We start from the raw sequence: 17,780 nt of genomic DNA, 5'->3' as shown, positions 1-17,780 counted from the left end.
CTTTCGGCCACCTGACGACGGCTTACGCCCAGCCTGCGTGCTAGTCGCGGCGATCCTTCGCGGCCCTTGCGCAGAGTGAAGGTCTGTTCCACTTGCACATCCAGCGCCGTCCGAGCCTGGGTCCGTTGGGACGGCATACGCTTGCGCCAAGCATAGTAGCCGCTTGGAGACACCGACAGCACTCGGCACATCAGACGCACCCTGAATGTGCCTTCGTGCGCTTTCATCGTTGCGTACTTCACTTGGGCTGTTTGGCGAAGTACGCCGCCGCTTTTTTTAGGAAAGCGTTCTCCTCCTCCAGCCGCGCCACTTCACGTTTGAGCCGTGCATGTTCGGCCAACTCCAAGCGTTGTGCCTGATCGTCCTGGTCGTGCCGCCGCGCCTGGGCGCGCCAACTGTACAGCTGGGCAGGCTGCAACCCCAGATCACGAGCCACCGTGGTTACCCCTTCTGTGGCCGCTCGCAACAGTGCCTGCTGCCTGAACTCCAGGCTGAACTCCTGCCCCTTTCTGCTTGCCTTGCTCTTGGTCATCGTCCACCTCCTATTGCGATAGTTAATCGCTTATAGGGGTGTCCGTGAAACGGGGGCAAGATCACGTGGCAAGCGTGTCGGCCCAGGCCTGTTCGACCTGCCGGCGGCGCCACAGGTCGATGCAGAGGTGGTCGGCCACGGTGCGCAGATAGGCCCGGGTCTCGGCCAGGTTGTCGAGCCGGCGCGCCGCAGGTTTGACGAGCAGGCGCAGGAAGGTGTCCTGCGCGAGGTCGGCGGCGTCCGCCCGGTCGCCCAGGCGGCGGCGCAGCCAGCCCACCAGCCAGCCGTGGTGGTCGGCGTAGAGGTTTTCGACGGTTTGCGAAAGGGCGAACTCGGCAGCGTTGCTCACGGTACGGTTCCTGTGCCTCACAGCCGACAGGGCTGGCGCATGATAAACAAGAAGCGTTCTTATTCTATGGCCTGCAACCGCCTAGGGATTGCCGCTGCGCGGCCGGGAACTACGGATGGCCCCAGTGGATCAAGGCGTCGCGCCCTTCGACCGACAGCGACACCTCGGCGCCGAACGGCAGCAGCACCTTGGTCGCCACGTGGCCGAACGGCAGGTTGGTCAGCACTGGCGCCTTGACCTGGGTGCGCAGCCAGTCGACCACGCTCTGCAGCTTGAAGCCCTTGTCGCTCGGCAGCGTGCGCCAGCCCGTGAACTGCCCGAGGACAACGGCCTTCTGCCTCGCAAGGACGCCGGCGTACAGCAGTTGCGTGAGCAGGCGCTCGATACGGTACGGCTGCTCGCCCACGTCCTCGATGAACAGCACGCCGCCGTTGACCTGCGGCAGGTACGGCGTGCCGACCAGCGATGCCAGCACCGCGAGGTTGCCGCCCCAGAGCGTGGCCTTGCGGATGTACTTGTCGGGCGACGGGTTCGCCTCCTTGTGCTGGCGCCAGCCGCTGCCTTCGCCGTGGCCGGTCAGCAGGTCGTCGAAGCAGGCTTCCATGATGTCGTCCGGCGCCGCTTCGGTGCCGAAGTCGCCCACCAGTTCCGGGCCGGCCCAGGTCACGGCGCCGGTCTTGGCGTAGAGCGCCAGCTGCAGCGCGGTGAAGTCGCTGTAGCCGATGAACTGCGTACCGCCAGCCACCGCCTTGGCCAGCGCCTTGTAGCGGATGGCCGGCAGCAGGCGCGTGAGCCCGTAGCCGCCGCGCGAGACCAGGGCCACGTCGGCGCCGCTGGCGGCGGCGCGGTGGATGGCCGCGAGCCGGGTCGCGTCGTCGCCGGCGAAGCGGGTGTGCGAGGCCAGCGCGTCGGCATCGACCTCGACCTCGTGGCCCAGCGCCTTCAGGCGTGCGACGCCGCGGCGGAAGGCGGCCTTGTCGCGCACCGCGCCCGAGGGCGAATAGACGTAGATATGCCGGGGACGGTAGCCGGGGCCGCAGCGGGCATGGCCAAGCGCGTGGTCGTACTGGGAGGACAAAGGTGCGGGCCGGCCACGGGGCCGGATCAGGAGGGGGAAAAAGGCGCAAAGTATTCCACAGCCCGCTCGGCCGCACGGGCCGGCAGTGGATGGGCGCCGGCGCCGTCGAGGGGCTCGGGCGGCGGGCAGCCGCGGATGCCGGCGGCCACGGCCTGCGCCGCTGCATCCGCCGCCCGGCCGGGTGCGGCCAGCACCAGGCTGCGGCCCCGCCATGCGTCGCGCCAGAACGCCTGGACGTGCGGCGCCGGCGGTGCCGCTTCGATGGCGGCGAAGGCCCGCAGCGCGGCCCGGTGGCCGTTGTCGGGGAACGGCGCGTCGTAGGCCGGGTCGCCGCCGCACTGGGCGCCGAGCGCGCTGCCGCTGCGCCAGCGCGCCGGCCGCGGATCGGCCAGCAGCAGGCCGGCGAAGGCGTCCGGCCGCTGCGCCACCAGCGCGAGCGCGATCGCCGCCGCGCCGCGGTGCGCCAGCAGCACCGCGGCGCGCAGCCCCAGGTGGTCGACGAACTGGGCCAGTACCTCGGCATGCCAGGCCAGACTGTGGGCCGATTCGCGCTTGGGCTTGTCGCTGCGGCCGAAGCCCGGCAGGTCGGGAACGACCACGCGCGCCCCGCCCTGCGCCAGCACGGGCAGGGCGGCGGAGAAATCATGGCCCCAGCCGGGCGCGGCATGCAGGCAGAGCCAGGCGGGGCCCGCGGCGCGGCGGCCCGGCAGGTCGCTCCAGGCCAGTTGCAGGCCGGCCAGCGCGGGCAGCGCGGCGAGGGTCTGGAGATGGGCGTCCGGCGCGAACCGCCCGGCCGGGGTGCGCAGCGCATCCTCCCGCAGCGGCGCGGCAGCGGACGGCGCGGCACGGCGTGCACGGAAGAAATCGCTGAGCAGCGCGCTGCAGGCCGCGGCCTCCACGCCGCCTTCGACGCGCGTGTGGTGGTTGAGCCGCGGCTCGCCGAACAGGTCGACGACCGAGCCGGCCGCGCCGGTCCGGGGATCGGCCGCGCCGTAGACCACCCGCGCCACGCGCGCATGCAGCATGGCGCCGCTGCACATGGCGCAGGGCTCCAGCGTCACGTAGAGCGTGCAGCCGTCGAGCCGGTAGTTGCCGAGCGCGGCGGCCGCGGCCCGCAGGGCGACGATCTCGGCATGGGCGGTCGGGTCGGCCGTGGCGATGGGCGCGTTGCGGCCGGTGGCGATGACCCGGCCGTCGCGCACCACGACGGCGCCCACGGGCACCTCGCCGGCCGCGGCGGCGGCGCGGGCCTCGGCCAGTGCCAGCGCCATGTAGCGGCTGTCGTCGGGCAGGGGAGGTTCGGATGCGGGGATGGCGGGCGCGGGCATCCGCCCGATTCTGGCAGGCTCAGCGGGCGTCTTCGGGCAGCGGCGGGCGGAGCCTGAGGCGCGGCCTGGCGGCGGGCCAGCAGCGCCACGATGGCCGGCGCGACCAGCAGCGCGGCGATGGTGAACAGGCCTCGCATGCGTGGCTATACTGGCCCGCAGTCAGGCAGGCGCGCTCCGGCGCAGTGTTCGTTGCCGTTTTCATGGAGCCTCCCATGTCATCCGCCGCCGAAGCCCTTCTGCGCACGCCGCTGCACGCGCTGCACCACGAACTGGGCGCCCGCCTGGTGCCGTTCGCCGGCTACGAACTGCCGGTGCAGTACTCGGCCGGGCTGCTGGCCGAGCACCGCCACACCCGCGAGGCCGCGAGCCTGTTCGACGTTTCCCACATGGGTCAGATCCGGCTGCACGGACCGCAGGCCGCCGCGGCGCTGGAGACGCTGCTGCCGCAGGACATCCTGGGCCTGGCGACGGGCCAGCAGCGCTACGGCCTGCTGCTGGCCGACGACGGCGGCATCCTCGACGACCTGATGGTGGTGCAGCGCGGCGGCGACCTGCTGCTGGTGGTCAACGGCGCCTGCAGGCAGGCCGACCTGGCGCATATCCGGCAGCGCATCGGCGCGGCCTGCGCCGTCGAGCCGCTGCCGCAGCAGGCGCTGCTCGCGCTGCAGGGCCCGCTCGCGGCCGGGGCGCTGGCGCGGCTGGCGCCCGGCGCGGCCGGGCTGCGCTTCCTGCGCGGCGGCTTCTTCACGCTCGACGGCGCGGACTGCTACGTCACCCGCAGCGGCTACACCGGCGAGGACGGCTTCGAGATCTCGGTGCCGGCCGGCCGGGCCGATGCGCTGGCCCGCGCCCTGCTGGCCCAGCCTGGCGTGGCGCCGGCCGGGCTGGGCGCGCGCAATTCGCTGCGGCTGGAGGCCGGGCTCTGCCTCTACGGCAACGACATCAACGCGACCACGACGCCGGCCGAGGCGGCGCTCGGCTGGGCGATTCAGAAGGTGCGGCGCCCGGGCGGCGCGCGGGCCGGCGGCTTTCCCGGCGCGGGCCGGGTGCTGGCCGAGCTGGAGGCGCAGCAGCAGCTGGCGCATGTGCGCGTGGGCCTGGCCGGCCTCGACAGAGTGCCGGTGCGCGAGCCGGCCCAGCTGCTCGATGCGGCGGGGCGTACCGTAGGCCGCGTGACCAGCGGCCTGCCCTCGCCCACGCTCGGCATCCCGATCGCCCTGGCCTCCGTGGAACCCCGGTTCGCCGCGCCGGGCAGGCGCGTCGATGCATCGGTGCGCGGCCGGCGCGTACCGCTGGAAGTGCGCGCCACGCCCTTCGTGCCGACCAGATACTACCGAGGGTGACCGCCGGCAGCGAGCGAAATCCGCCCGCTGCCAGGGCATACTCCCACATCCCTATCCCATCCACACAGACGGAGCGTTTTCGATGAGCGACAAGAAGTATTCCCGCGAGCACGAATGGGTCGAGACCGGCGCCGACGGCATCGCCACCATCGGCATCACCGTCCATGCCCAGGACGCGCTCGGCGACGTGGTGTTCGTGGACCTGCCCGAGGTCGGCCGCGTGCTCGCGGCCGGCGAGGTGGCCGGTGTGGTCGAGTCGGTCAAGGCCGCGGCCGACGTCTACGCGCCGCTGTCGGGCGAGGTGACCGAGGTGAACGAGGGCCTGCGCAACGATCCGTCGCTGGCCAACTCCGACCCGCTGGGCGCAGGCTGGTTCTTCAGGGTCCGTCCGTCGGCGCCGGACGAGTTCGGCACGCTGCTCGACGAGCCCGGCTATGCCGAGTTCGTCAAGAGCGCGTCCTGAAGAAGGCGCGCCGCCGGTGAGCACGTGCACCATGGCACATCCGCCCCGCCCTGGCCAGGCTGCTCGATGGCGCGCGAAGGAGCCGCTGCTGCGGGCGCTCGGCGCGTACCAGAACGCCGACGGCGGCTTCGGCTACGCGCTGGACGCCATCCGGGCAGCGCTCGACCACCTCGAATCGCGTCAGCAGCCCGATGGCGGCTGGCCCATCGACTGGACGCCGCCGGGCGCCGCCGCCGTGTCCGAATGGCGTGGCATCGCCACGGTGGAAGCCATCCGTGTCCTGCGGGCGCACGGACGAATCCGCACCCCTGCCTGAACCCCGAGCCGCCATGACCTCAGCCGCGCTGGAGCCCGACCGTTTCTCCGACCGCCACATCGGCACCGATGAGGCCGACGCGGCGCGCATGCTGGCCGCAGTCGGCGCCGGCTCCCTCGCCGAGCTGCTGGCCCAGGCCGTGCCGGCCGACATCGCGCGCCAGCAGCCCCTGCGGCTGCCCGCGCCGGCGAGCGAGGAAGCGGCGCTGGCCGAGCTGCGCGCCATCGCCGGCCGCAACCGCGTGCTGCGCAGCTTCATCGGCTGCGGCTACCACGGCACGCACACGCCGGGCGTCATCCTGCGCAACGTGCTGGAAAACCCGGCCTGGTACACCGCCTACACGCTCTACCAGGCCGAGATCAGCCAGGGCCGCCTGGAGGCGCTGGTCAACTTCCAGACGATGGTCTGCGACCTGACCGGGCTGCCGGTCGCCAACGCCTCGATGCTCGACGAGGCCACGGCCGCCGCCGAGGCGATGACGCTGGCGCGGCGCAGCGTCAAGTCCGACAGCACGGCCTTCGTGGTCAGCGGCGACTGCCATCCGCAGACGCTGGCCGTCATCCGCACCCGCGCCGAGCCGCTGGGCATCACCGTCGTCGTCGCCGATTCGGCCGACGAATGGCATGCCGCGCTGGAAGGCGACTTCTTCGGCGCGCTGATCCCGTACCCGGCCTCCAGCGGCTGGCTGCTGGACTGGAGCGCCGAGGTGCGCCGCATCCATGCGAAGCAGGCCGCGGCCGTCTTCGCCACCGACCTGCTCGCGCTCACGCTGCTGGTGCCGCCCGGCGAATGGGACGCCGACATCGTCGTCGGCAGCAGCCAGCGCTTCGGCATGCCGATGGGCGGCGGCGGCCCGCATGCGGCGTTCATGGCCTGCCGCGACGCGTTCAAGCGCTCGCTGCCGGGCCGGCTGGTCGGCGTGAGCGTGGACGCGCACGGCCACCCGGCCTACCGCCTTGCGCTCCAGACGCGCGAGCAGCACATCCGCCGCGAGAAGGCCACCTCCAACATCTGCACCGCCCAGGTGCTGCCGGCCATGGTCGCCAGCATGTACGCGGTCTACCATGGCCCCGAGGGCCTGCGTCGCATCGCTGCACGCGTGGCCGCGCAGGCGGCCGTGCTGGCGAAAGGGTTGGCGCAGCTGGGTTTCACGCAGACGCACCACGGCACCGCGTTCGACACGATCAGCCTGAAGACCGACGCCCGCACGCCTGAACTGCTGGCGCGCGTGCTGGCAGAAGGCATCAACATCCGCCGCGCCTGGGACGACTACCTCGTCATCGCGCTCGACGAGACGGCCACGCGCGCCGACATCGAGGCGCTCTGGCGCGCCTTCGCCGCCGATGGACAGCCCCTGCCCGACTACGCGGCGCTGTCGGTCGATGCCCAACCGCTGATCCCCACGGCGCTGCGCCGCAGCAGCGCCTTCCTCACGCACCCGGTCTTCAACACCCACCACAGCGAGACGGCGATGCTGCGCTACATCCGCCGCCTGTCCGACCAGGACCTAGCGCTGGACCGCAGCATGATCCCGCTGGGCAGCTGCACCATGAAGCTCAACGCCGCGAGCGAAATGGCGCCGATCAGCTGGCCCGAGTTCGCGCAGATCCACCCGTTCGCGCCGGCCGACCAGCGCGCGGGCTATGCGCTGCTCGACGAACAGCTGCGCGGCTGGCTGGCCGCCATCACCGGCTATGCGGCCGTGAGCCTGGAGCCCAACGCCGGCAGCCAGGGCGAATATGCCGGCCTGCTCGCCATCCGCGCCTGGCATGCCGCGTGCGGCGACCACCAGCGCGACGTGTGCCTGATACCGGCATCCGCCCACGGCACCAACCCGGCCAGTGCGCACATGGCGGGCATGCGCGTGGTGGTGGTGGCCTGCGAGCGCAACGGCAACGTCGACCTGGCCGACCTGCGCGCCCAGTGCGAGCAGCACGCCGGCCGCATCGCCGCCGCGATGATCACCTACCCCAGCACGCACGGCGTGTTCGAGCCCGGCGTGCGGGAGCTGTGCGCCATCGTCCACGCGCACGGCGGCCGGGTCTATGTGGACGGCGCCAACCTCAACGCCCTGGTCGGCCTGGCCGCGCCGGGCGCGTTCGGCGGCGACGTGAGCCACCTCAATCTGCACAAGACCTTCTGCATCCCGCACGGCGGCGGCGGCCCGGGCGTGGGGCCGGTCTGCGTGGCGGCCGACCTCGCGCCTTTCCTGCCGGGCGCCGGCACGGTCGGTGCGGTCAGCGCCGCGCCGCTCGGCAACGCCGGCGTGCTGCCGATCAGCTGGATGTACATCCGCATGATGGGCGCGGCCGGCCTCACCGCGGCCACGGGCGCGGCCGTCCTGCATGCCAACTACATCAGCGCGCGGCTGAAGGATCACTACCCCACGCTCTATGGCAACGCCGCCGGCCGGGTCGCACACGAATGCATCCTGGACCTGCGCCCGCTCAAGGAAACGTCGGGCATCACGGCCGAGGACGTGGCCAAGCGCCTGATCGACTACGGCTTCCATGCGCCCACCCTGTCCTTCCCGGTGCCGGGCACGCTGATGGTCGAGCCGACCGAGAGCGAACCGCTGGAGGAGATCGACCGCTTCATCGACGCCATGGTCACCATCCGCGCCGAGATCCGCCGCATCGAGTCCGGCGAATGGCCGCGCGAGGACAACCCGCTCAAGGCCGCGCCCCACACCGCCGCCGCCCTGCTGGCCGCCGACTGGCCCCACCCCTACAGCCGCGAGCGGGCCGCCTACCCGGTGGCCGGCCTGCGCGCCGCCGGCGCCAAGTACTGGCCGCCGGTCGGCCGCATCGACAACGCCTGGGGCGACCGCAACCTGTTCTGCGCCTGCATCCCGGTCGAGACCGCCGCCGATTGAGCCGCCGCGCGGGCCCTACACTCGCCGCATGTCCGAACCCCTGCCGCCCTCGCCGCCGCCCGCTTCCGGCGAAGGCATGGCCCTGCTGCCGCTGGTGGAGCGCCGCGGCATCGGCCGGCGCGCCGGCGACAAGCTGCTGACCCAGCTGGTGGAGGACCTCAAGGCCTACCAGACCGAGCTGGAGGCGCAGAACAAGATCCTGCGCTACAGCCAGGCCACGACCGAGGCGGCCTCCGAGCGGTTCGAGACCCTGTTCTCCGGCGTGCCGCTGCCGCTCATGATGGTGGACGAGCACGACATGGTCGTCCAGGCCAACCCGACCGCGCACCGGCGCTTCCAGCCCACCGAGCAGGACCGGGCGCTGGTCTCGCTGATGCCCTTCGTCGATCCGCGGCACACCGCGCAGGTCGAGCGCGCCTTTGCCGACGCCCGCAGCCAGGGCCGCGGCGAGGCGACCGAGGTGGTCTTCGCCATCGGCCCGCGCCAGGCGCTGATGGGCGACCTGCTGATCGCACGCATCGAAACGCCGCAGGACGACATGGAGCCGCTGCTCCAGTACATCTGCGCGGTGATCGACCAGGGGCCGCTGCTGGCCGAGCGCCGCGCGCTGATGGAAAGCGCCGCCGCGCTGCAGCAGCGCAACGAGCAGCTGCACGCCAGCGAGCGGCGGCTGGAGGCCGTCATCAACTCGGCACTCGACGCCATCATCTGCGTCGACCAGCACCAGCGCATCACGGTGTTCAACCCGACCGCGTCGGCGCTGTTCCAGTGCGTGGCCTCCGAGGCGCTCGGCAGCCGGCTTGAACGCTTCCTGCCGGAAGCCGCCCAGGCGCTGGCCTTCGCCCAGCTGACCACCCAGGCCGTGCTCGGCGAGATGACGGCGCGCACCGCCACCGGCCGCGAACTGGCGGTGGAGGTCAGCGTCTCGTTCGAACGCCATGCCGAGGGCGAGACCACCACCGTCTTCGCCCGCGACCTGACCGGCCCCAAGAAGGCCGAGGCCCATCGCAACCTGCTGGAGCAGCAGTTGCGCGAGTCGCAGAAGATGCAGGCCGTGGGCACCATGGCCGGCGGCATCGCGCACGACTTCAACAACATCCTCAGCGCCATCCTCGGCAACGCCGCGCTGGCCATGGCCGATGTGGCGCCCGGCACGCCGTCCCACGAAAGCCTGGCCGAGATCGACAAGGCCGGCCGCCGCGCGCGCGACCTGGTGCGCCAGATCCTCACCTTCAGCCGCAACGAGCCGGTGCAGCGCACGCCGCTGCAGCTGGCCGACGTGCTGCTGTCCACCGGCCGGCTGCTGCGGGTGACGCTGCCGCCGCGCATCACGCTGCAGCTGCAGATCGAGGACGACCTGCCGCCGGTGCTGGCCGACGCCACCCAGCTGGAGCAGGCCCTGCTCAACCTGGGCACCAACGCCATCCATGCGGTCGAGGGCGGGCGCGGCACCGTCATCTTCGAGGCGTCCTGCGTGGTGCCCGACTCGGACCTGTGCAGCCGCCTGGGCCTGCGGCCGGGCCGCTACGTGGCCGTGGCCGTGCGCGACAACGGCTCGGGCATCCCGGCCGACCGGCTGGACCGCATCTTCGAGCCCTTCTTCACCACCAAGCCCGTCGGCCAGGGCACCGGCCTCGGCCTGGCCGTGGTGCACGGCGTGATGCGCTCGCACGAGGGCGCGGCCGACGTCTGGCGCGAACCGGGCCAGGGCAGCATCTTCACGCTCTATTTCCCGGCCGAGGGCTATGCCGGCCCGGTGCCGCCGCCCGCGCCCGCGCCGATGCCGCCCGCGCCGCCGGCCGCCGCGCCCCAGGCGGGCGCCGGCCGGCACGTGATGTACGTGGACGACGACGAGGCCCTGGTCTTCCTGGTGCAGCGCCTGCTGCGCCGGCGCGGCTACACCGTCAGCGGCTTCAGCGATCCGCATGCCGCGGCCGACGCGCTGCGCGCCGCGCCGGCCGACTACGACCTGCTGGTCACCGACTACAACATGCCGGGCTACAGCGGCATCGACCTGCTGCGCGCGGCGCATGCCATCCGCGCCGACCTGCCGGTGGCGCTGGCCTCGGGCTACATCACGGCCGAGATCGAGGAGGCCGCCCGCGCCGAAGGTGCCAGCGCGCTGATCCACAAGCCCGACGACGTCGAGGAGCTCTGCGCCACGGTCGAGCGGCTGACCGCGCGATGAGCACGGACCAGCTGGCCGTGGTGCACGCCGACGACGCACTTCTGGTCTTCGACAAACCCTCGGGCCAGCTCTCCGTGCCCGGCCGCGGCGCCGGCAAGGCCGACTGCCTGGCCGCGCGCGCGCAGGCCCGCTGGCCCGACGCGCTGGTGGTGCACCGGCTCGACATGGCGACCTCCGGCCTGATCGCCATGGCCCGCGGCCTGCCGGCGCAGCGAACGCTGAGCGAAGCCTTCGCCACCCGCCGCGTGCACAAGCGCTACCGGGCCCTGGTGCAGGGCGTGGTCGCGGCCGAGCCCGGCGCGTGGCAGGAGATCGACCTGCCGCTCATCGCCGACTGGCCGAACCGGCCGCTGCAGAAGGTGGACTTCGACGCCGGCAAGCCCAGCTGCACGCGCTGGCGGCTGCTGGCCGCCGACACGGCGCGCCGGCGCAGTCTGCTGGAGCTGGAGCCGGTCACCGGCCGCTCGCACCAGCTGCGCGTCCACCTGCTGGCCATCGGCCATCCGATCCTCGGCGATGCGCTGTACGGCGACGCCGCCGCGCGGTCCGCGGCGGCGCGGCTGTGCCTGCACGCCACCGTGCTCGGCCTGCCCCATCCGGCCGGCGGCGCTGCCCTCGCCTTCACGAGTCCGGCCCCCTTCGGACCATATACTCCCCAGTGAACATATCGATAGCGCTTGTTCTAAAGGCGCTGTGAGCCCATACTCCATCCGTGAATTCCGTGCGTTCGCGTGGGTCTTCCGGCGACCGCCGCACCTTTCCGCCGTAAGATGCCCGAAGCGCTCGCGCGTGGATGCGGGCCTATTCAACTCAGGAAGCCAGGTCAACCATGTCACGTGAAGTCGTCATTGCCAGCGGTGTGCGCACCGCCATCGGAACCTTCGGCGGCAGCCTCAAGGACACGCCCACCACCGCCCTTGCCAGCCTCGTGCTGCGCGCCGCGCTCGAGCGCGCCAAAGTTCCCGCCGGCGACGTCGGGCACGTGGTCTTCGGCCACGTCGTCAACACCGAGCCGCGCGACCTGTACCTCTCGCGCGTGGCGGCCATCGAGGGCGGCTGCGCCGAATCCACACCGGCCTTCAACGTCAACCGGCTCTGCGGCTCCGGGCTGCAGGCCGTCGTCTCGGCAGCCCAGACCATCCTGCTCGGCGACACCGACATCGCGGTCGCCGGCGGCGCCGAGAACATGAGCCGCGTGCCCTATGCCCTGCCGTCGGCCCGCTGGGGCGCGCGCATGGGCGATGCGGCGCTCGTGGACATGATGATCGGCGCGCTGCACGACCCGTTCGAGAACATCCACATGGGCGTGACGGCCGAGAACATCGCCGCCAGGTGGGGCATCACCCGCGAGGAGCAGGACCGTCTGGCCGTCACCAGCCACAACCGGGCCGAGCGCGCCACGCTGGCCGGCTACTTCAAGGACCAGATCGTCCCGGTCACGCTCAAGACCCGCAAGGGCGAGACCGTGTTCGACACCGACGAGCACTTCCGCCCCGGCGCCACCGAGGCCGACCTGGGCAAGCTCAAGCCGGTGTTCAAGAAGGACGGCGGCACGGTCACCGCCGGCAACGCCTCGGGCATCAACGATGCGGCCGCCGCCCTCGTGCTGGTCGAGCGGTCGCAAGCGCAGCGCCGCGGCCTGAAGCCGCTGGCGCGGCTGGTCTCGTACGCCCACGCCGGCGTAGAGCCGCGCTACATGGGCATCGGCCCGGTGCCGGCCACCCGCAAGGCGCTGGAGAAGGCCGGCCTGAGCGTCGCCGATCTCGACGTGATCGAGGCCAACGAAGCCTTCGCCGCCCAGGCCTGCGCCGTCACGCGCGACCTGGACCTCGATCCGGCCAAGGTCAACCCCAACGGTTCGGGCATCTCGCTGGGCCACCCGATCGGTGCGACCGGCGCGGTGATCACGGTCAAGGCGCTGCACGAGCTGCAGCGCATCCAGGGCCGCTACGCCCTGGTCACGATGTGCATCGGCGGCGGTCAGGGCATCGCGGCCATTTTCGAGCGGATCTGACGCGGTGCTCACGCACCGCCAGCTGCGCTATTTCACCGAGATCGTCGAAGCCGGCAGCTTCAGCGCGGCGGCCGAGCGGCTTTTCATCGCGCAGTCGGCCCTGAGCCGGCAGGTCAAGGACATGGAGGCGTTGCTCGGCGTGCCGCTGCTGGTGCGTGGTGCGCGTGGGCTGGAGCCGACGCCGGCCGGCCATTCGCTGCACGTCTCGGCCCGGCGCATCCTGGCGGCGCTGGACGAGGCCGCCGTCGAGGCGCGCCACGCGCAGCGCGGGCTGGACGGTACGGTGCAGCTACTGCACTCCTCCTCGGTGCCGCTCGGCGGGGCGGTGCAGCGCTTCCTCCGCCGCCATCTCGATGCGCATCCGGGCCTGGTGGTCGAGGTGGCGACCGCGTCGTCGGAGCAGCAGGCCCGTGAAATCGGCGAAGGCCGGGCCGACATCGGCCTGGCCCGGGCGCCGCTGCTGCGCCGCTTTCCGCAGGTGCAGCAGATCGCGCTGTGGGACGAGCCGCTGGCCGTCGTCGTGCCAGCGGACCATGTGCTCGCGGCACACGCATCGGTGTCGATCGCCGCATTGCGGCGCGAACCGTTCGTGGCCGTGCCGCACCGCGAGCGGGGCGGGCTGTCGCATGCGGTGGCCGAGCTGTGCCGGGCTGCGGGCTTCGAGCCGATGTCGGCCCGTGCCCGGTCGCGCAAATGGAGCCAGCTGGCGCTGGTGCAGGCAGGCTTCGGCGTTGCGGTCGTGCCGCAGTCCATGGCCGACCAGGCGCCGCCGGGCCTGCATGTCGCCGCGCTGGAAGGTGCTCGCAGCACCGTGCTGCTGCTCGTGCGCGAAGGCTGCGCACCCCGCGTGGCGCGCTTTGCCGAGGGCTTGCAGGCGGCGTTCAGCGGCGCACCAGCCAGCTGATTCTGCGCTGGGTGCCGGCCTGAAACAGCATTGGATCGAGAGGGCGCGGCGCCCTAGAGTGGGCGTTCCCATCGCTTTTCGTCCTTGCCGCTGCCGTGCTTTCACCTATCGACTTCTTTTCTGTCCTGCAACTCGGATGGGCACCGCTGGCTGCCATCACGCTGGCATTGGCCGGTGCCTATGTGATCTTCGGCATCGCCGGTTTCGGCACGGCCCTGGTGACCGGTCCGGTGCTGGCGCAGTTCGTCCCTCTGTCGGTGGTGGTGCCGCTGCTGGCCCTGCTGGACCTGGCCGCGGCGGCCGGCAACGTGGTGCGGCGCGGGCGCCAGGCCGACCGTGCGGAACTGATGCGCCTGCTGCCCTGGATGGCGGCCGGCAGCCTGGCCGGCGCGGCGCTCCTGCTTTCCACCCGGCCGCAGGCGTTGCTGCTCGCCCTGGGCCTGTTCGCCTGCGGCTATGCGCTGCACGCCCTGCGGCGCCCGCGGGCGCCGAAAGCCTGGACGCCCCGGGCCGCCCTACCCTTCGGGCTGGTGGGCGGTGTCTTCTCGGCGCTGTTCGGCAGCGGCGGCTTTCTGTATGCGATCTACCTCGGCGGCCGGGTGGCAGACAAGGAGCGCCTGCGTGTCACCCAGAGCACCTTGATCGGCCTGTCCACGCTCACGCGGGTCGTGCTGTTCGCAGGGGCCGGCGTGTATGCCGATGTGCGCCTGCTGCTGCTGGCCGCGGTGTTGGCGCCCGCGATGCTGGTGGGTACGGCCATCGGCCGCAGGCTGGTGCTGCGCCTGTCGCGGGAGCAATTCCTCGCCGTGGTCCACGGCGTAGTGCTGTGCTCGGGCGTGGCTCTGCTGATGCGCTGGTGGCTGGCCTAGCCGAGCGCCGTGTCCAGCAGCATCATGATGACGAAGCCCAGCATGAGCCCGCCGGTGGCCCAGGCCTCGTGGCCCTTGCGGTGGGATTCGGGAATGATCTCGTGGCTGATGACGAACAGCATCGCACCGGCCGCGAAGCCCAGGCCCCAGGGCAGCAGGACGGCCGAATAGCTGATGATGCCGGCGCCGACCACCGCACCCACCGGTTCGACCAGGCCGGAGGCCATGCCGAGCCCGACCGCGAGCGAGCGCCGGTAGCCTGCAGCCAGCAGCGCGACGGCCACGACCAGCCCTTCGGGCACGTCCTGGATGGAGATGCCGGTGGCCAGCGCGCTGGCACGCAGGCCGTCGTTGCCGGCATAGCCGACGCCGATGGCCAGGCCTTCGGGCAGGTTGTGCAGCGTGATGGCGAAGACGAACAGCCAGGTGCGGCGCAGCGTGCGCGCGCTCTGCCCTTCCACGCCCTTGATGAAGTGCTCGTGCGGCAGCACCCGTTCCATGAGCAGCAGCGTGGCCGCGCCGAGCAGCAGCGCGCCGCCGACCACGCCGCCGGAGCCCCACTTGCCCAGGCCCTGGGCCTGGGCCGCGGCGATGCCGGGGATCACCAGCGAGAACGCGCAGGCCGCCAGCATGACGCCGGCGCCAAAGCCGAACAGCGTATCCTGCGCCCGCTCGGACAGACGCTGCGAGAACACCACCGGCAGCGTGCCGAGCGCCGTCGCCAGCGCCGCCACCGAACCGCCGAGCAGCGCGTCGAGCACCACCGGCCGCACCACGATGAACTGCCATGCCTGCGCGGCCAGCACCAGCGCGCCGGCCAGCACGATGGCCGCGCCGATCCAGGGGCGCGGATTCGAAGCGGCGACCCGCCGTTCGGGCGGTGGAAGGGGCTCGGATGCCATCGGGCGAGGTTCCTCGGGTGCGGCTGTTCTCGGTGTTCCCGGCGGCGGCGCGGCTCTGCTCAGCCCTTGCGGGCCTCGGCGTAGCGGCGCGCCACCTCGGGCCAGTTCACGACGTTGTAGAACGCGGCGATGTACTCCGGACGGCGGTTCTGGTACTTCAGGTAGTAGGCGTGTTCCCACACGTCCAGGCCGAGGATGGGCGTGCTGCCCGAGCCGACGCTGGCAACGATGGGGCTGTCCTGGTTGACGCTGCTCTCCACGGCCAGCTTGCCGGCCTTGTCGACCGACAGCCAGGCCCAGCCGCTGCCGAAGCGGCTGACGGCGGCCTTGGTGAAGGCTTCCTTGAAGGCGTCGAAGCCGCCCAGGTCGCGATCGATGGCCTGGGCCAGTTCGCCCTCGGGCTTGCCGCCGCCGTTGGGCGAGAGCACGGTCCAGAACAGGCTGTGGTTGTAGTGGCCGCCGCCGTTGTTGCGCACCGCCGTCTGCACGTCCTGCGGCAGCTTGTCGAGGCCGCGCAGCAGCTCTTCGACCGGCTTGCCGTCGTGCGGCGTGTCCTTGAGCGCCGCGTTGAGGTTGTTGACGTAGGTCTGGTGGTGCTTGGAGTAGTGGATCTCCGACGTCTGGGCGTCGATGTGCGGCTCCAGCGCGTCGTACGAATAAGGCAGCGGGGGAAGCGTGTAGGGCATGGCGGGTTTCCTCGGAGGGTTGGTGGTTGGAGAAGGGACGACGGGGGTTCTCGGGATCAGTGCGCAGTCTCCGCCGGATCGGCGTCGGCCGCGAGGCAGCGCGCGATGGCGTCGTCGGGGCCGTGGGCGCGCAGGTACAGCAGCAGGGCGGCATGGGTCTCGCGGTGGTGGCGCCAGGCCGCCTGCCGCAGTGCGGGGTCGGCCGCCGCGTCGCGCACCAGGGTGCGCAGGGTGTCGTGGGCGGCGCAGAGTTCGTCGACAGCCAGCGCCTGCGCGCCGAGCGCGGCCAGGACGTCGGCCAGGTTGTGGTGGGCCACGACCAGCGCAGCCAGGCAGTCGTCCGGACGGGCGGCGGCCTGCCCGCCCGCCAGCAGTGCGCGGGCGATGCCGAGGGCCTGGGCATGCAGCTGCCGCGCGGCGGCAAGGTGGCCCTCGGCGGCACAGGCGATGGCGCGGCGCGTCGTGTCCTGCCACTGCGGCAGCGTGGCGCTGCCCGTGGCATCCGGCGTCACCACGGAGAAGAGTCCGGGGGGTGGTGGATGGTCCATACGAAGAATGACCGCCGGCCCACCTTGGAGAACGGTGGCCGGCGCGCCCTTTGCGTGGATGCGACATCTGCGTATTCGGACTGAGGGGTGGTAATGGTTCTTATTTGTTATGTCCATTTCGCGGACATTTCAAACGTTGCCAACCGTAGCTGCCGCAGGGATTGCCCGGCCTGCGCCCCCAGGGACGCCAGCGCGCGGCACAATCGGCGGCATGACCCCTCCACTCGTCCCGCAGCGCCGCGTCATCCCGGTGGTGGATGCGCGCCGCGCTGCGCCGCGCCGGACGTCCGGCGGCGTGCCTTCGGCTGGCGCGGTGCGCGACCTGCGTGGGCGGCCGCTGACGGACCTGCGCATCAGCGTCACCGACCGATGCAACTTCCGCTGCGGCTACTGCATGCCCAAGGAAGTGTTCGGCAAGGATTATCCCTACCTGCCCCATGCGGCGCTGCTGAACTTCGAGGAGATCGCGCGGCTGGCCCGCGTCTTCCTGCCGCTGGGCGTGCGCAAGCTGCGCCTGACCGGCGGCGAGCCGCTGCTGCGGCGCAACGTCGAGTTGCTCGTGGCCCAGCTGGCGGCCCTGCGCCGGCCCGACGGCACGGCGCCCGAGATCGCGCTGACGACCAACGGCTCCCTGCTGGCGCGCAAGGCGCAGGTGCTCAAAGATGCCGGCCTCTCGCGCGTGACGGTCAGCCTCGACGCGATCGACGAGCCGGTGTTCCGGCGCATGAACGACGTGGACTTCCCCGTGGCCGCGGTACTCGACGGCATCGCCGCCGCCCAGGCCGCCGGGCTCGGTCCGGTCAAGGTCAACATGGTGGTGCGCCGCGGCGTGAACGACGGCCAGGTGCTGCCGATGGCGCGCCACTTTCGCGGCAGCGGCGTGGTGCTGCGCTTCATCGAATACATGGATGTCGGCTCGACTAACGGCTGGGACCTCTCGGAGGTATACCCCTCCAACGCCGTCATCGAGTGCATCAGCAGCGCATACCCCCTGGTCGAGCTGGAGCCTTCGAGCGCCGGCGAGACCGCGCGCCGCTGGGGCTATGCCGGCACCGACGGCAGGCACGACCCGGCAGCCGGCGAGATCGGCACCATCGGCAGCGTGACCGAGGCCTTCTGCGGCGATTGCAGTCGCGCCCGCCTCTCGACCGAGGGGCGCCTGTTCCTCTGCCTCTTCGCCAGCGAGGGCCACGACCTGCGCCACCTGCTGCGCGGCGGTGCCGACGATGCCGAGCTCGCCGCCGCCGTGGCCGGCATCTGGCAGGGCCGCGGCGACCGCTACTCCGAACTGCGCGCCAGCCTCGCTGCCCGCGCCGCCCCGGCGGCTGGCCAGCGCATCGAGATGAGCTACATCGGCGGATGAGCGCCACCCGGCCGTCCGAAAG

The 17,780-nt window shown here is 72.1% G+C and carries 17 protein-coding genes and 1 pseudogene; 10 read left to right on the top strand and 8 right to left on the bottom strand.

Annotated elements, in window-relative coordinates; translation table 11 throughout:
* The 5 genes and pseudogenes from GAK38_RS10485 to tadA all read right to left on the bottom strand — a co-directional run.
* Window positions 1-227, bottom strand: a pseudogene (locus GAK38_RS10485) (IS3 family transposase); the annotation flags it as partial.
* Between the two features lie 11 nt (window positions 228-238).
* The gene (locus tag GAK38_RS10480; protein WP_325342377.1) at window positions 239-532 is read right to left on the bottom strand and encodes a transposase; all 294 of its coding nucleotides are present in this window, start codon (window positions 530-532) and stop codon (window positions 239-241) included.
* Between the two features lie 61 nt (window positions 533-593).
* Window positions 594-881: a sigma factor gene (locus GAK38_RS10475; protein WP_325343858.1), complete on the bottom strand. Its 288-nt coding sequence runs from the start codon at window positions 879-881 to the stop codon at window positions 594-596.
* 109 nt (window positions 882-990) lie between these two features.
* Window positions 991-1,959, bottom strand: a complete 969-nt coding sequence (locus tag GAK38_RS10470; protein ID WP_325343856.1) for an LD-carboxypeptidase — start codon at window positions 1,957-1,959, stop codon at window positions 991-993.
* A 26-nt stretch (window positions 1,960-1,985) separates the two neighbouring features.
* Complete coding sequence (gene tadA / locus GAK38_RS10465) at window positions 1,986-3,287, bottom strand: tRNA adenosine(34) deaminase TadA (RefSeq protein ID WP_325343854.1); 1,302 nt, start codon at window positions 3,285-3,287, stop codon at window positions 1,986-1,988.
* 212 nt (window positions 3,288-3,499) lie between these two features.
* Between tadA and gcvT the strand changes: the two genes are divergently transcribed.
* The 9 genes from gcvT (at window position 3,500) to GAK38_RS10420 (ending at window position 14,259) form a co-directional block, all read left to right on the top strand.
* Entirely contained in the window at window positions 3,500-4,630 is a 1,131-nt protein-coding gene (gene gcvT, locus GAK38_RS10460) for a glycine cleavage system aminomethyltransferase GcvT (RefSeq protein ID WP_325343852.1), read from the top strand.
* Between the two features lie 82 nt (window positions 4,631-4,712).
* Entirely contained in the window at window positions 4,713-5,093 is a 381-nt protein-coding gene (gene gcvH / locus GAK38_RS10455; protein WP_325343850.1) for a glycine cleavage system protein GcvH, read from the top strand.
* Window positions 5,094-5,124: 31 nt separating this feature from the next.
* Complete coding sequence (locus tag GAK38_RS10450; protein ID WP_325343848.1) at window positions 5,125-5,409, top strand: hypothetical protein; 285 nt, start codon at window positions 5,125-5,127, stop codon at window positions 5,407-5,409.
* 13 nt (window positions 5,410-5,422) lie between these two features.
* A complete protein-coding gene (gene gcvP, locus GAK38_RS10445) occupies window positions 5,423-8,284 on the top strand; it encodes an aminomethyl-transferring glycine dehydrogenase (RefSeq protein ID WP_325343846.1) in 2,862 nt (953 codons plus the stop codon).
* Window positions 8,285-8,312: 28 nt separating this feature from the next.
* On the top strand, window positions 8,313-10,472 hold the full coding sequence (locus tag GAK38_RS10440; protein WP_443089190.1) for an ATP-binding protein: 2,160 nt from the start codon (window positions 8,313-8,315) through the stop codon (window positions 10,470-10,472).
* Window positions 10,469-11,134 carry an RluA family pseudouridine synthase gene (locus tag GAK38_RS10435; RefSeq protein WP_325343844.1) on the top strand — a complete coding sequence of 222 codons (666 nt, stop codon included), beginning with the start codon at window positions 10,469-10,471 and terminating at the stop codon, window positions 11,132-11,134. The genes GAK38_RS10440 and GAK38_RS10435 overlap by 4 nt, the downstream gene beginning before the upstream one ends.
* A gap of 167 nt (window positions 11,135-11,301) precedes the next feature.
* The gene (gene bktB / locus GAK38_RS10430) at window positions 11,302-12,486 is read left to right on the top strand and encodes a beta-ketothiolase BktB (RefSeq protein WP_325343842.1); all 1,185 of its coding nucleotides are present in this window, start codon (window positions 11,302-11,304) and stop codon (window positions 12,484-12,486) included.
* A 4-nt stretch (window positions 12,487-12,490) separates the two neighbouring features.
* On the top strand, window positions 12,491-13,390 hold the full coding sequence (locus GAK38_RS10425; protein ID WP_325343840.1) for a LysR family transcriptional regulator: 900 nt from the start codon (window positions 12,491-12,493) through the stop codon (window positions 13,388-13,390).
* A gap of 95 nt (window positions 13,391-13,485) precedes the next feature.
* Window positions 13,486-14,259 (top strand): sulfite exporter TauE/SafE family protein, encoded by a 774-nt coding sequence (locus GAK38_RS10420; protein WP_325343838.1) that lies wholly within the window; start codon window positions 13,486-13,488, stop codon window positions 14,257-14,259.
* On the opposite strand, the gene GAK38_RS10415 is transcribed toward GAK38_RS10420, so the two are convergent.
* From GAK38_RS10415 to GAK38_RS10405, 3 genes are read right to left on the bottom strand one after another with little or no spacing between them, the layout of a single operon-like run.
* A complete protein-coding gene (locus GAK38_RS10415) occupies window positions 14,256-15,161 on the bottom strand; it encodes a ZIP family metal transporter (RefSeq protein ID WP_325343836.1) in 906 nt (301 codons plus the stop codon). The genes GAK38_RS10420 and GAK38_RS10415 overlap by 4 nt on opposite strands.
* Before the next feature lie 59 nt (window positions 15,162-15,220).
* A complete protein-coding gene (locus GAK38_RS10410) occupies window positions 15,221-15,847 on the bottom strand; it encodes a superoxide dismutase (RefSeq protein ID WP_325343834.1) in 627 nt (208 codons plus the stop codon).
* A gap of 56 nt (window positions 15,848-15,903) precedes the next feature.
* On the bottom strand, window positions 15,904-16,362 hold the full coding sequence (locus GAK38_RS10405) for a hypothetical protein (RefSeq protein WP_325343832.1): 459 nt from the start codon (window positions 16,360-16,362) through the stop codon (window positions 15,904-15,906).
* A gap of 244 nt (window positions 16,363-16,606) precedes the next feature.
* On the opposite strand from GAK38_RS10405, the gene moaA reads away from it, so the two are divergent.
* On the top strand, window positions 16,607-17,758 hold the full coding sequence (gene moaA / locus GAK38_RS10400; RefSeq protein WP_325343830.1) for a GTP 3',8-cyclase MoaA: 1,152 nt from the start codon (window positions 16,607-16,609) through the stop codon (window positions 17,756-17,758).
* The last annotated feature ends 22 nt before the right edge of the window (window positions 17,759-17,780 follow it).

This window comes from Xylophilus sp., from assembly GCA_009914555.1.
Lineage (GTDB): Bacteria > Pseudomonadota > Gammaproteobacteria > Burkholderiales > Burkholderiaceae_C > WNDY01.
The sequence above is the reverse complement of the archived record's forward strand: the minus strand, read 5'-3'. Positions and strand labels throughout refer to the sequence as shown.

What these genes read in the sequence shown, in the direction of transcription:
- bktB (WP_325343842.1), top strand. Translation starts at nt 11,302, where the DNA reads ATGTCACGTGAAGTCGTCATTGCCAGCGGTGTGCGCACCGCCATCGGA.
- tadA (WP_325343854.1), bottom strand. Translation starts at nt 3,287, where the DNA reads ATGCCCGCGCCCGCCATCCCCGCATCCGAACCTCCCCTGCCCGACGAC.
- GAK38_RS10440 (WP_443089190.1), top strand. Translation starts at nt 8,313, where the DNA reads ATGTCCGAACCCCTGCCGCCCTCGCCGCCGCCCGCTTCCGGCGAAGGC.
- GAK38_RS10480 (WP_325342377.1), bottom strand. Translation starts at nt 532, where the DNA reads ATGACCAAGAGCAAGGCAAGCAGAAAGGGGCAGGAGTTCAGCCTGGAG.
- GAK38_RS10410 (WP_325343834.1), bottom strand. Translation starts at nt 15,847, where the DNA reads ATGCCCTACACGCTTCCCCCGCTGCCTTATTCGTACGACGCGCTGGAG.
- GAK38_RS10415 (WP_325343836.1), bottom strand. Translation starts at nt 15,161, where the DNA reads ATGGCATCCGAGCCCCTTCCACCGCCCGAACGGCGGGTCGCCGCTTCG.
- moaA (WP_325343830.1), top strand. Translation starts at nt 16,607, where the DNA reads ATGACCCCTCCACTCGTCCCGCAGCGCCGCGTCATCCCGGTGGTGGAT.
- gcvT (WP_325343852.1), top strand. Translation starts at nt 3,500, where the DNA reads ATGTCATCCGCCGCCGAAGCCCTTCTGCGCACGCCGCTGCACGCGCTG.
- GAK38_RS10435 (WP_325343844.1), top strand. Translation starts at nt 10,469, where the DNA reads ATGAGCACGGACCAGCTGGCCGTGGTGCACGCCGACGACGCACTTCTG.
- gcvH (WP_325343850.1), top strand. Translation starts at nt 4,713, where the DNA reads ATGAGCGACAAGAAGTATTCCCGCGAGCACGAATGGGTCGAGACCGGC.
- gcvP (WP_325343846.1), top strand. Translation starts at nt 5,423, where the DNA reads ATGACCTCAGCCGCGCTGGAGCCCGACCGTTTCTCCGACCGCCACATC.
- GAK38_RS10450 (WP_325343848.1), top strand. Translation starts at nt 5,125, where the DNA reads ATGGCACATCCGCCCCGCCCTGGCCAGGCTGCTCGATGGCGCGCGAAG.